Below are 12,201 nucleotides of genomic sequence, written 5' to 3'. Positions count from 1 at the left end.
AAAGACCTCGGTGCAGTGATTGGCTGTGGCTCGGATCGCGACGGTGGACCTTGGAGATCTGGGTTCCGGAGGCTGTTCATTCAAACCCCCTCCAGAACCATCCGGGGCGTTTTTTGCTGATCTGCGCACGGAGCGTTTTGGGCGGCTCCAGTGTCTGTGCCGGGTAGGTGCCAAAAACCTCGAGCGTCGTGGTGCAGCGCGCCGCATGGAACCATTTGCCGCAGCCATAGACATGCCGCCAGCGTTCGAAATGCACACCCCGGGGGTTCTCGCGCATAAACAGGTAGTTTTCGAACTCCTCCTCTGACGCACCCGGCCCGAAACGGGTGAGGTGCGCTTCCCCGCCGCCATGGAATTCGGTTTCTTCTGCGGTCACGCTGCAAACGGGGCAGGTCAGGATAAGCATGGGCTGGCTCCGATCCGGGGCGGCAACACAAGAAGGGCGCGCGCCGGGTGGCGCACGCCCTTCTTGGTCTTCAGGGAGGATGTAACGTTATTCGATGACAGCAGGTGCTGTTTCGGATTCGACAGGAACCGCGCCTGGGTCAATCGCTGCGGTGCCCGGTTCGACCTCGGAGCCACCGGCCCCCAGGAATGCAAGCGCCGTGACAAAGAGAACGATGATAACCAATCCGACGACAATCCCTTTGCCACCGATCCCTTGGTTGTGCTGTGAGTAGTCTGACATGGTTTTATCTCCTTTTGTGAGATATTCACCATGAGGCACACAAATGGGCGGGCAACATAAGCGGGAATCCCCGGAAGGTTTCGGCAAGCACAAGCCGTGTGTGCGGGGGTCGGGCAGCCGAAAGATGCCGATTGCACCATCCGTGGGGTTGAACACGCAGGGCCGCCGACAGGGTTATCCCCACCAGCGGCTACAGGTTTCGAAAGACAGTTATCAATCGCCGCTGATTGCCTCTGCGGCCCCTTCAAGGGCTGTGTCCGGACCCTCAACCGCAACTTCGCCGCCCGACAGCATGAAGTAGGCCAGGATCGCCACGACAACCACGAGGATGCCAACGATAAAGGCCATGCCGGTGTTGCCACCACCTGTTCTGTTTGTCTGATTGGCCATGGTCGTTCTCCTTTCGGTGTTCCAATTGGAAAAACAACAGGCCACCCCCCGAAAAAGTTCCGCAGAAATTTATCGGCCGAAACGTCGCCAAAACGGAAAATAGCCGCTAACATGCCGCTATTCCTGAACGGAGGACAGTTCTTTGAGCAAGGAAATGATAGCCGTACTGGTCTTTGGCGCAATCGCCCTGATCGCGATCGTGATGCTGGTGCTGGAGCGGCGCGGGATCGCCGCCCGCAAAGCCGCGCGTGGCGGACGCGAAGTCGACATCAGCAATCTGATCGCCTTTGGCAGCGCGGCTGGCGCGCTTCAGAAAGAGGATGGGCCCGACGGCACTGATGAGACGGCTAAAGCCCATACCAAACCTTCTCAGCGCTGAGACATCGGAACGACTTCTCCCATGGCTCGGCAAATCCGGGCACCTGCGGCGGCGGGCCCTCAAGCGCCAGCGGTTCGGCACTCTGCGTGGCAGAAGTAAAGATGCGAATGGTTGTCACGCCCTCGTCTCTGCGGGGGTGCCGGATGGTGAAAACCACACGATTCTGACGTCTTTCGACAAATACGGCATAGCCAAATTCGCGCACATCGAAAGCAACCTCGTCAGAGGGCTGTAAAATGACCGTCGGCAAGGTCTCGACCAGTAAGATCAAGGGTGTGCCCGTCGCGCCCGCGTTGCAGACGAATCCGTCCTGACCAAATGCGTGCACAGGGCTGGTCAAAAAAGCCGCGAGGACGGCATATCCACCGCCCCGCCAGGTGGACATTACAGCTCTTTTGGCGCCGAAAAACACCTGATCGTATCGTAGACCGGCCATCAGTGCGCCACCCCGGCGGCGACGCTTTCGTCAATGAACCGTCCCTCGCGAAAGCGATTGAGGCCAAAATCATCCGTCAAGGGCCCGTGGCCTTTGTGGATCAGCTCGGCCATGGCCCAGCCCGACCCCGGCGTGGCCTTGAACCCGCCGGTGCCCCAGCCGCAGTTTATAAAGACATTCTCGACCGGCGTTTTACTGAGGATGGGCGAGCGGTCGCCCGTGACATCGACGATCCCGCCCCACTGCCGCAGCATCTTGAGCCGACTGACCATGGGAAAGGTCTCGATCAATGCGCGCACGGTTTCCTCGATGTGGTGAAACGACCCGCGCTGCGTGTAATTGTTGTATCCGTCGGTGCCGCCGCCGATCACCATCTCACCCTTGTCGGACTGGCTCATGTAGCCATGCACCGTGTTGGCCATCACAACCACATCCATGCAGGGTTTGATCGGCTCTGACACAAGCGCCTGCAGGGCAACACTTTCAATCGGCAGCCGGAAACCCGCAAGTCCCGCCACATGACCAGAGTTGCCCGCGACCACGATCCCGAGCTTTTCGCAATCGATGGCACCTCTGGTAGTGTCGACGCCCACAACCTTGCCATCCTTGCGGCGGATGGCGGTCACCTCACATTGCTGGATGACGTCCATGCCCATGTCCGAGCAGGCCCGCGCATAGCCCCAGGCCACCGCGTCGTGCCGGGCCGTGCCCCCCCGCGCCTGCCACAACCCGCCCAGCACCGGATACCGCGGACCCTTGATGTTGATGATCGGCACCAGCTCCTTCACTCGGGTAGGCGTGATGAATTCGGTGCTCACCCCCTGCAGCGCATTGGCATGCGCCGTGCGCTGATAGCCCCGCACCTCGTGATGGGTCTGCGCCAGCATGATAACGCCGCGAGGGCTGAACATCACATTGTAGTTCAGGTCCTGGCTCATGGTCTCGTAGAGGGCCCGGGACTTCTCATAAAGGGCAGCGGAAGGGTCCTGGAGGTAGTTAGATCGGATAATCGTGGTATTGCGACCCGTGTTGCCGCCCCCCAGCCAGCCCTTTTCCACAATGGCGACCCGTTTCACCCCGAAGCGCTTGCCAAGGTGGTAGGCCGTCGCAAGCCCGTGCCCCCCTGCCCCGATTATGACCACGTCATATTTCGCTTTCGGCTCGGGGTTGCGCCACGCCCGCTCCCAGCCCGAATGGTACCGGGCCGCTTCCCGCGCGACTGCAAAGACGGAGTATCGTTTCATGGCTCTGACCCCAGCGTACACTCAAGACGCGCTGGAATCGCACCGGCGCATCTGCCTCTACCCTTCTGCGCCAGTCCTGAAAAAAGGGAAGACCGAGCGCGTCACTTTCATGTGGATTTGCGACACGCGACATCATTGCGCACAACTTGCTGGCATGCTTGGTCGTTTGGCCCTTTTTTACGACCGCATTGATCGCTAAATGAAGAAGTCAGAGGACAAGGGGGGTGTAATGACTTTTTGGATCATTTCTGCTGGCTTAGCGGTCGCGGTGGCTGTGCTGTTGACGCTTGCGTTGCGGGCACCGCGCCGCGCCGGGGCGGAGCCTGCGGCAGCCTATGATCTGCGGGTCTACCGCGACCAGCTGCGCGAAGTGGACAAAGATCTGGTCCGGGGCGTCGTTGATGAAGCCGATGCTGACCGTGTGCGCGCCGAAATCTCCCGCCGTATTCTGGCGGCCGACGCAGCCCTGCGCGAGGACGTGGTGGAGGCGGATGCCAAAAAAGGCGCGCCCATGGCGATGGCGGTGGTGCTGACGCTTGTCATCGTCGGGGGCAGCCTTTGGACATATCTCAACCTCGGCGCGCCGGGCTACGGAGATCTGGCCCTGCAGGACCGGATCGAAATGGCCCAGCAGGCGCGCGAAACGCGCCCCAGCCAGCAAGAGGCCGAAGACAGCCTGCCCGCCTATGTCGCCCCGCCCAACATCAGCCCGGACTATGTCGCCCTGGTCGAACGTCTGCGCGAAACCGTCGAGACCCGGCCTGACGATCTGCAAGGACACATCCTTCTTGCGCAGAACGAGGCAAACCTGGGCAACTTCCGCGCCGCAGCCCAAGCCCAGCGCGAGGTGATCCGCATCCTTGGTGAAGAGGCCACGGCGGACGACTACACGAACTTTGCCGACATGCTGGTACTGGCCGCGGGCGGCTACGTCTCCCCCGAAGCGGAGGCCGTCCTGCTGGACGTGCTGTCGCGGGATCAGACCAATGGCACCGCACGCTATTACATGGGGTTGATGCTGGCGCAAACCGGCCGTCCCGACAGTGCCTTCCGGCTCTGGGACCAGCTTTTGCGCGAGGGCCCCGAAGACGCCCCCTGGATTCAGCCGATCCTCGCTCAGATCGAGGACATGTCGTTGCGCGCCGGCGTGAATTATCAGTTGCCGGAAATTGGCGGCGGGATCGGGAGCCAGCGCGGCCCGTCCTCCGCCGACATCGAAGCTGCCAGCGATCTCAGCCCCGCAGAGCGCATGGAAATGATCAGCAGCATGGTGGAGGGCCTTTCCAGCAGGCTTGCGACCGAAGGAGGCCCCGTGCAGGATTGGGCGCAGCTTATCACGGCGCTTGGTGTCCTGGGCCAGACGGGTCAGGCACGCGCGGTCTACGACAATGCGGTGATCGTTTTTGCCGATGACACACGGGCGCTGGATCTGCTGTTGCGCGCGGGCCAGCGGGCACAGGTCGTCGAATGATCTTTGAGGATCCACCGTCCTTTCTTACAGCCCTCCCAAAGGCGCAAGGCCTTGCGGGCCTCGATCTTGGAACCCAGACGATTGGCGTGGCTGTCAGCGATACGTTTCTGTCAGTCGCAACCCCGCTTGAGACCATAAAACGGCGCAAATTCACCTTGGATGCGGCGCGTCTGGCCGAGATTGTCGCCACCCGGCAGATTGGCGGCCTGGTCCTTGGGTTGCCGCGGAACATGGATGGTTCCGAAGGGCCGCGCTGCCAGTCCACCCGCGCCTTTGCCCGCAACCTTGAAAAGATCGACGGTCTGGACTTGCCCATCACTTTCTGGGATGAGCGGCTCAGCACAGTGGCCGCGGAGCGCGCCCTGCTTGAGGCGGATACGTCACGGAAACGTCGCGCCGAGGTCATTGATCACGTGGCCGCTGGGTATATCTTGCAAGGTGCGCTGGATCGGCTCCGCGTGATACGGGCAGAACAGGATAGATGAATGAGCGATGACATCTGGAAACGCGCCGAGATCGAAAGCCCCTGCATCAAGGTCTGTGTGATCCATGCCGAATCGCGGTTGTGTACCGGCTGCCTGCGCTCGATCGATGAAATCACCATGTGGTCCAAGATGACGCCGGAAGCGCGCCGTGCGGTCATCGAGGTGCTGCCGAGCCGTCAGGGCCAGTTGACGAAACGCCGCGGCGGGCGGGCCGCACGACTCGCGCGCTGACGCCGTTTTTCCGCGACCTTTGGCCAGAGGACGGGCAGGTCTGATCGCATCTGCTACTGGGCTTGCAGCTTGCGCGCCTCTTCGCCCGCCAGCCGCAGCAGATCCTCCATAAACGGTTTGCCAAGATCATCCTTGCGCACCGCCGCATAGAGACGCCGGGTAATGCCTTGCGCGGTGAGCGGCCGGGTCACGTAATCGGAGGAGTACTTGACCTCCCGCACCACCCAATCGGGCAGCACCGCAACCCCCCTGTTGGAGGCCACGAGCAGCAGGATCACTGCGGTCAATTCCACCTGCCGGATCGCGGCGGGCTCCACCTTGGCGGGAATCAGCAACTGGCTGAACACATCCAGCCGGGTGCGTTCCACCGGGTAGGTAATCAGGGTTTCACCGCGGAAATCCGCCGCCTCGACGAAAGGTTTCTGCGCCAGGGGATGCGACTTTGCCGCGACAAAAACAGGGGCGTAGTCAAAAAGCTCAACAAATTCGACCCCCGACAGCTCCTCGGGATCAGAGGACACCACCAGATCGACGTCCTCTTTCAAGAGAGCTGGCAGCGCGTCAAAGGCCAACCCGGGGCGGATGTCGACGTCCACTTCGCCCCAGGCCTTGCGAAACTGCTCCAATACCGGAAACAGCCATTCGAAACAGGCATGACATTCGATGGCGATATGCATCCGACCGGTACTGCCCTCGCGCAAGCCACTGAATTCATTTTGCAAAGCCTGTATCTGCGGCAACACCTGCTGGGCCAGCTTTAACAGCCGCATACCTGCCGGGGACAGCTTCAATGGCTTGGACCGGCGCACAAAGAGCTCGACCCCGGCCTGATCCTCCAACCCTTTGATCTGATGGCTCAAGGCGGATTGCGTGATGTGAAGCTGATCGGCCGCCCGTGCAAGCCCGCCAGCCTCGTGGATGGCCTGGATCGTGCGCAGGTGGCGAAACTCGATATGCATGGGGAGCTCATATTAAAGATGAATGTTATGAATTTGTCTCACTTTTCGATTTGTGACACAAGGTGTCGAACCCTCAAGGAGGTTATCATGACCACGCCCGCCGTCTCATTCGAAGTTTTCCCGCCGCGCTCCATCGACGCCTCCTTCAAGCTTTGGGATACCGCACAGGCGCTGGCCCCTCTTGAGCCACGGTTTTTCTCGGTGACCTATGGGGCGGGCGGCAGCACGCGCGACCTGACCCATGATGCGGCCTATACCCTGCACAAAACCTCCGGCCTGCCCGTGGCGGCCCATCTGACCTGCGTCGGGGCCTCAAAGACCGAAACGATGGCCATCGCCCAACGCTTTGCCAAGGCCGGGGTCACCGATCTGGTGGCTCTGCGCGGCGATGCGCCTGAGGGCAGCGATGGATTTACGCCGCACCCCGAAGGCTTCGCCGACGCCATCGCCTTGGTTGACGCGTTGGCGCGCACCGGGCAATTCACCCTCCGCGTCGGGGCCTATCCTGAAAAACACCCCGAGGCCGCGAGCCAGCAGGCCAATATCGACTGGCTCAAAGCCAAGATTGACGCCGGCGCCTCCGAGGCGATTACGCAGTTCTTCTTTGAGGCGGAGACCTTTCTGAGGTTCCGGGACGATTGCGTCAAGGCCGGGATCGACGCCCCGATCACACCCGGTATCCTCCCCATCACAAACTGGAAAAACGCCCGCAAGTTTGCCCTGCGCTGTGGCACTTCCGTGCCGCTCTGGCTCGACCAGGCCTTTGATGCGGCCCTGCGCGATGATCGTCATGATCTGCTGGCCCGGGCGCTCTGCACCGAGCTTTGCTCGGATCTGGTGGACGAAGGGGTCGACAGCCTGCATTTCTACACCCTGAACCGCCCCGACCTTACACGCGAGATTTGCCATGCCCTTGGTGTGACGCAAGCCATCACCGGTGTGCAAGACGTCGCGTAACCCTTGCAGCCCCCGATTGAACGGTTAGCTTTCTGAAATCAAAGCTGTTTCGGAGACGCTCATGCCCTATGCCGCGCAATCTCAGGCCGATCTGACACCCCCTGCGAAAATTCTGTCGATGTCAGGACTGGCCTTCATGAAGGGCCTTCTTGCAGGGGAAATCGCGGGGGCACCGATTGCCGAAACCCTGAACCTCAACCTGCTGGAGGTCGATGAGGGGCGCGTGCTGTTCTGGGGCGAACCGACCTTCAACGCGCTCAACCCCAGCGGGGCCGTGCATGGCGGTTGGTACGGCAGCCTGCTTGATTCCGCCTTGGGCTGTGCGGTGATGACCAGGGTGCCGCAAGGGTCGGTCTATACGACGCTCGAGTACAAGGTGAACATCACCCGCGCGATCCCCATGGGCATGTCTGTCCATTGTGAGGCCGTGGTTGATCACAGCGGACGCTCCACAGCGGTAGCCCATGCCGACATTCGCGGCGTGCAGGATGGCAAGGTCTATGCGACGGGCTCGACCACCTGTATCATCATGAATCTCCGGCCGACCGGATAGCGGAAAAAGCTGCTCGCAGCACCTGCCAACAAGTGTTACGATCCTGCGACGCAGATCATCCAGAGTGACCACAATAAATCATCATAACGAGGTTCCGGGCGGACCTGAGACCAACGGTGTCTTTGACGTGGCGCACTTGAAAAAGGTCGCTGAGGGGATGCGGCGTGATGTCTACAGGGTCCCCGCGCATATGGCCCCGAAAGGACATGCCAACAAGCCCTTGATTCTAAAGGTCCCGCGCTATGCAGAGTACAGCCGGAACCGGCCCTTCATGAAGCGGCTGGTGCGCGCGGTTGCCCCTTACATCGACGTGCGCATCTACCGCAAGGAGGCACGTTACCGGCGGAAACTTTCGCGGATCGAGAGCAAGACGAACATAAAACTGCCGATCCCCGCGTTTTACGGGTTCGTTGAAACAACCGTTGGTCAGGGCTCGCTCTGGGAGGCCGCCTGCGATGGGGAGGGGAACCTGGCACCGACCCTGGCTCAGATCGACGATGCGGGACTGCTTGCCGACGTGATTGACCCGCTCAACGAATGCGTCGATCTGCTCTATGCGCATCACATCGTGGCGCCGGACGTTCACAAAGGCAACCTCGTGCTGGCAACAGATCAGGGCCGGCACCGGGTCATGCTGATCGACGGATTTGCGGACCACCGGATATTTTCAACCCGGTCCCTGTCAGCCCGTAAAAACGCAGCTGGCCTGCAGAAACGGTTTCTGAGCATCACGCGGACCACCGGGCTGTCCTACGATGTGGCGCGCCGGCGTTTCTTTCTACCGGGACCTGAGAACGGGCGTCAAAGCAGCATTTGATCCGGTCACGCTGAAAGCCCCAAAGAGCCGAACCATGGGCATATGGCCCTGTAATGCTTACACGGTTTTGCCAAAACCGAACCATCCGCGCGGCGCGGGCTGGGCATTTTGGCGCAGCGTGACACTTTCATGCAATCGCTCTGACGGGTCCTGCGGCGCGACACGCGCGCGCCTTGTGATAAACCACTTTCCCTTGCCCCTGAATGTCCCCAGCATGGGGGCGGTCACATCGCGGGGAAAACGGCCCGACCAGTCTTCGGGCAGCGGAAGACCGGCAAGCCACGCCCGTTCCAACATCCAGACAAGCGGAATGTTTGCGAGCGGTCGCGCCGCGTCATATCCGCCAAGTTGGCCACCGATGTCACCATGGGTGCCGGGAAACCACACCTGCTCCACCCGACCTGTATAGCCTTCGGGTGACGACCACATGATCGGCTTGTAGGCGACACGGGTCTCGTCCAGAGCGAGCGCGTGAAAGCCTGCCTTGACGTTATGGCTGAGCTCGTGGTTGTGGAACGCATGGCTCTTTTCGCTCAGACGCCAGAGCACCGGCATGTTCAGCCCCAGCGCCTTGACCGTGTCCCAGACGCCGATCATCTCGATCTCAACGTCGTGCAGGCATTTCGCGTGGCTGAAGGCCTGCGCCGCTTCGCTTTCGGGGTTGCATTCATAGTGCCGGTAGACATCGCGGATATTCCGCTCGGTCGCGCGCTGTGCGCGCAAGAGCCCCATTCGGTCGATGACCCCGGCAAGGCTGCGCACGGCATAGGCCCCTCGCGAATAGCCGATCAGAAAAATCCGGTCCCCCGGCCGATACCGCGAGGCGAGATACCCATAAGCCCGTCGGATTTGCCGGTTGATGCCCCGCCCCAGCATCACGTCTCGGGCGGACCGCCAATCGTTCCACTGCAAACCTGGCTCGTAATAAATCGACAACTGTGTGCCCATCTCGCGGCACAGCCGATACATCTGACCGGCGTTTGTCTCACATCCCGGATCGAGCGAGGACATCGTACCATCGAGGATCACCACATGGGTCACGGGCCCGCGACGCGGGCCAAAATCGCGCGCCGGGCGCCGCCAGACCTTGCGCCGCAGCCAGAGAAGCGCCTTTTTACTCCGCCGCGATAGCATGACCGTTCAGCAACTCCCAAACCTTGAGCGGGGTGAAGGGCATATCTGCCTGACGCACCCCCTGCGCCCAGAGCGCATCCTGGACCGCATTGGAAACGGCCGCCAGCGCACCAACGGTACCGGCCTCGCCACAGCCCTTCATACCCATGATGTTGGCAGTCGATGGCACCGGCTCTGACGTAAAGCTTATCATGGGAATACCATCGGCCCGCGGCATGGCGTAGTCCATGAACGATGCTGTGAGCAACTGGCCATCCCTGTCGAAAACCACATGCTCTGTGATGGCCTGTCCAATACCCTGAGCGACACCGCCGTGCACCTGACCTTCAGCCAGCAACGGATTGATAAGGTTTCCAAAATCGTCAACGACAGTATAGCGGTCCACCGTCACGACACCCGTTTCGGGATCAATCACCACCTCTGAAACATGGCACCCATTGGGAAAGCTGCGGGCGGGCAGAGTCGTGCGTTCCTCATGCACCAGCAGATCGTCGCGCCCCTTGTCGCGGGCCATCTCCGCCACCTCCAGCATGGTCGGTGTCAGGTTGGAGCCTTCAGCGCGGAACCGCTCATCATCAAAGCTGATCTCTGACGCGGGCACGCCCATTTCATCGGCCAGAAAATCCGTGAAGGCGGTCTTCATCGTCGCCACCGTGGCCAGCGTCGCCGTGTTCTGCACCGTGACAGAGCGTGACCCGCCGGTGCCGCCACCCTGTTTGATCTGGTCGCTGTCGCCTTGGATGACAAAGACGCGGTCCGCCGGAATACCCGTCTGGTCGCTCAGAAACTGGGCATAGACAGTCTCATGCCCCTGCCCCGTGCTTTGTGTCCCGACGTATATATTCACCGTGCCATCCTCGTTGAACGCCACTTTGGCGCTTTCCGAAGGATCGCCTAAAATACTTTCTATATAGTAACAAAGTCCCATCCCGCGCAGCAATCCGCGGGCAGCATCATCAGATTTACGTGCGACAAAACCCGCAAGATCGGATTCCTCCTCGGCGCGGCGCAGGACTTTATCGAAATCGCCTACATCATAGGTCTCGCCGGTCGAGTTCTTATAGGGAAACTGATCGGGCCTGATGAAATTGATCCGCCGCAATTCCAGCGGGTCGACCTCCAGTTCCCGCGCCGCGCGATCCATCAGCCGCTCCAGCACATAAATCGCCTCCGGCCGTCCGGCCCCCCGGTAGGCATCGACATAGGTGGTATTGGTATAGATACCTTCCACGTGCAGCCAAGTCGTCTGCACATCATAAACCCCCATCAGCACGCGGCTGAAAAGCTGGCTCTGGATGAACTGGCCGAATTGGCTGTTGTAGGCCCCCAGATTGCAACGGGTATGCACACGGTAGGCGGTGATCTTGTTGCTCTCGTCAAAGGCAAACTCGGCCAGGCTGGTCAGATCGCGCCCGGCGTTATCGGTCAGCATTGCTTCCGTCCGCTCCGACATCCACCGCACAGGCTGGCCCACAACCTGGGCGGCATAGGCTGTCAGGATGTATTCGGGATAAGGAAATCCCTTCATCCCGAAACCACCCCCGATGTCGGGGTTGGTCACGCGAACCTGCTCGGGGTCGATATTGAGGGCCTTGGAAATCTCGGCCTTGTGATCCCAGACGCCTTGCCCGCCCAAGGACACATGCACGCGCCCGTCCTGCCATTCGGCAAAACAGCCGCGCGGCTCAAGCGAGTTCACGATGATGCGGTTGTCCGGGACCTCCAGACTGACGGTACGGGCGGCCTTTTGAAAAGCAGCCTCGGTCGCGGCCTCGTCCCCCATCCCCCAATCAAACGCAAGATTGTCAGGTGCTTCGTCATGGATCGCGGGGCCGCCCGGCTTGAGGTCCATCTTGGCGGGCATGTCGTCATAATCCAGCTCGATAAGCTCTGCTGCATCGCGGGCCTGCTCCAGCGTCTGGGCCACGATGAACGCGACCGGCTCCCCCACAAAACGCATCCTGTCTTCTGCCAGAACGGGACGACGCGGAGCGGCCCCCATGCTGCCATCGCGATTCTTGATGATGGAGGAGGACATCGAATGGTCGATGCCTGCGGCCTTGAGGTCATCCGCCGTCAGCACGGCCCGCACACCTTCGGCCGCGCGCGCAGCACTCACATCAAGCGCGGTGATCGTTGCATGGGCAACCGGTGCCCGGAACACAACGGCAAAGAGGGCCGTATCCGGCGCTATGTCGTCGACATAGCGCCCTTCACCCGTCAGGAAGCGAATGTCTTCAACCCGTTTGACCGGCTGTGATTTTCCGAACTTTTCCATGGCAGGCTTCCTTGTGTTATAGACGCTGACAGGCCGGACACTAGCGGCAGAACCAGCGGTGTCCAGCCCGTGTGCAGAATGGCCGCGCCGCATCGGTCGTCGATCCGGTTGCGGCACACTCAACGCCTCCGGGAGTGAGATCGCCAACAGAGCCGCATTGACCAGACCTGCACCCGATG

The 12,201-nt window shown here is 61.0% G+C and carries 16 protein-coding genes; 8 read left to right on the top strand and 8 right to left on the bottom strand.

Translation table 11 applies throughout. The annotated features are described in order from the left end of the window. Nucleotides 1-76: 76 nt before the first annotated feature. The 3 genes from H7847_RS12225 to H7847_RS12215 all read right to left on the bottom strand — a co-directional run bounded on the left by H7847_RS12225 (nucleotide 77) and on the right by H7847_RS12215 (nucleotide 1,078). Nucleotides 77-406: a sarcosine oxidase subunit delta gene (locus H7847_RS12225; protein ID WP_227269763.1), complete on the bottom strand. Its 330-nt coding sequence runs from the start codon at nucleotides 404-406 to the stop codon at nucleotides 77-79. 87 nt (nucleotides 407-493) lie between these two features. Next, on the bottom strand, nucleotides 494-688 hold the full coding sequence (locus tag H7847_RS12220) for a hypothetical protein (RefSeq protein WP_227269762.1): 195 nt from the start codon (nucleotides 686-688) through the stop codon (nucleotides 494-496). 213 nt (nucleotides 689-901) lie between these two features. Beyond that, on the bottom strand, nucleotides 902-1,078 hold the full coding sequence (locus H7847_RS12215) for a hypothetical protein (protein WP_227269761.1): 177 nt from the start codon (nucleotides 1,076-1,078) through the stop codon (nucleotides 902-904). A 142-nt stretch (nucleotides 1,079-1,220) separates the two neighbouring features. Between H7847_RS12215 and H7847_RS12210 the strand changes: the two genes are divergently transcribed. Next, nucleotides 1,221-1,457, top strand: coding sequence for a hypothetical protein (locus tag H7847_RS12210; protein ID WP_227269760.1), 237 nt, complete (start codon nucleotides 1,221-1,223; stop codon nucleotides 1,455-1,457). Here H7847_RS12210 and H7847_RS12205 read toward each other — a convergent pair. Both H7847_RS12205 and H7847_RS12200 read right to left on the bottom strand, forming a co-directional pair. Next, complete coding sequence (locus H7847_RS12205; RefSeq protein WP_227269759.1) at nucleotides 1,426-1,842, bottom strand: hypothetical protein; 417 nt, start codon at nucleotides 1,840-1,842, stop codon at nucleotides 1,426-1,428. The two genes, H7847_RS12210 and H7847_RS12205, sit on opposite strands and share 32 nt — an antisense overlap. A 50-nt stretch (nucleotides 1,843-1,892) precedes the next feature. Then, nucleotides 1,893-3,137 carry a sarcosine oxidase subunit beta family protein gene (locus tag H7847_RS12200; protein ID WP_227269758.1) on the bottom strand — a complete coding sequence of 415 codons (1,245 nt, stop codon included), beginning with the start codon at nucleotides 3,135-3,137 and terminating at the stop codon, nucleotides 1,893-1,895. Here H7847_RS12200 and H7847_RS12195 point away from each other — a divergent pair. The 4 genes from H7847_RS12195 to H7847_RS12180 are packed head-to-tail and all read left to right on the top strand — an operon-like array spanning nucleotide 3,136 to nucleotide 5,324. Beyond that, complete coding sequence (locus H7847_RS12195; protein WP_227269757.1) at nucleotides 3,136-3,336, top strand: hypothetical protein; 201 nt, start codon at nucleotides 3,136-3,138, stop codon at nucleotides 3,334-3,336. The genes H7847_RS12200 and H7847_RS12195 overlap by 2 nt on opposite strands. 30 nt (nucleotides 3,337-3,366) lie before the next feature. Further along, nucleotides 3,367-4,608, top strand: a complete 1,242-nt coding sequence (gene ccmI, locus H7847_RS12190) for a c-type cytochrome biogenesis protein CcmI (protein WP_227269756.1) — start codon at nucleotides 3,367-3,369, stop codon at nucleotides 4,606-4,608. Further along, on the top strand, nucleotides 4,605-5,093 hold the full coding sequence (gene ruvX, locus H7847_RS12185; RefSeq protein ID WP_227269755.1) for a Holliday junction resolvase RuvX: 489 nt from the start codon (nucleotides 4,605-4,607) through the stop codon (nucleotides 5,091-5,093). Before ccmI ends, ruvX begins: the two co-directional genes overlap by 4 nt. Beyond that, nucleotides 5,094-5,324 (top strand): DUF1289 domain-containing protein, encoded by a 231-nt coding sequence (locus tag H7847_RS12180; RefSeq protein WP_227269754.1) that lies wholly within the window; start codon nucleotides 5,094-5,096, stop codon nucleotides 5,322-5,324. Between the two features lie 53 nt (nucleotides 5,325-5,377). On the opposite strand, the gene H7847_RS12175 is transcribed toward H7847_RS12180, so the two are convergent. Further along, on the bottom strand, nucleotides 5,378-6,283 hold the full coding sequence (locus H7847_RS12175) for a LysR family transcriptional regulator (protein ID WP_227269753.1): 906 nt from the start codon (nucleotides 6,281-6,283) through the stop codon (nucleotides 5,378-5,380). A gap of 87 nt (nucleotides 6,284-6,370) precedes the next feature. On the opposite strand from H7847_RS12175, the gene metF reads away from it, so the two are divergent. The 3 genes from metF to H7847_RS12160 all read left to right on the top strand — a co-directional run bounded on the left by metF (nucleotide 6,371) and on the right by H7847_RS12160 (nucleotide 8,610). Continuing rightward, nucleotides 6,371-7,240 (top strand): methylenetetrahydrofolate reductase [NAD(P)H], encoded by an 870-nt coding sequence (gene metF, locus H7847_RS12170; protein WP_227269752.1) that lies wholly within the window; start codon nucleotides 6,371-6,373, stop codon nucleotides 7,238-7,240. A gap of 61 nt (nucleotides 7,241-7,301) precedes the next feature. After that, a complete protein-coding gene (locus tag H7847_RS12165; RefSeq protein WP_227269751.1) occupies nucleotides 7,302-7,793 on the top strand; it encodes a PaaI family thioesterase in 492 nt (163 codons plus the stop codon). Between the two features lie 64 nt (nucleotides 7,794-7,857). Continuing rightward, complete coding sequence (locus H7847_RS12160) at nucleotides 7,858-8,610, top strand: YrbL family protein (protein WP_227269750.1); 753 nt, start codon at nucleotides 7,858-7,860, stop codon at nucleotides 8,608-8,610. A 57-nt stretch (nucleotides 8,611-8,667) separates the two neighbouring features. Here the strand turns inward: H7847_RS12160 and H7847_RS12155 are convergent, their stop codons facing one another. Together H7847_RS12155 and H7847_RS12150 are read right to left on the bottom strand one after the other, a co-directional pair. Then, nucleotides 8,668-9,744: a DUF2235 domain-containing protein gene (locus tag H7847_RS12155; protein WP_227269749.1), complete on the bottom strand. Its 1,077-nt coding sequence runs from the start codon at nucleotides 9,742-9,744 to the stop codon at nucleotides 8,668-8,670. Further along, a complete protein-coding gene (locus H7847_RS12150) occupies nucleotides 9,725-12,022 on the bottom strand; it encodes a xanthine dehydrogenase family protein molybdopterin-binding subunit (RefSeq protein ID WP_227269748.1) in 2,298 nt (765 codons plus the stop codon). Before H7847_RS12150 ends, H7847_RS12155 begins: the two co-directional genes overlap by 20 nt. Between the last annotated feature and the right edge of the window lie 179 nt (nucleotides 12,023-12,201).

Source organism: Roseobacter weihaiensis (assembly GCF_020622345.1).
Taxonomy (GTDB): Bacteria; Pseudomonadota; Alphaproteobacteria; order Rhodobacterales; family Rhodobacteraceae; genus Roseobacter; species Roseobacter weihaiensis.
The sequence above is the reverse complement of the archived record's forward strand: the minus strand, read 5'-3'. Positions and strand labels throughout refer to the sequence as shown.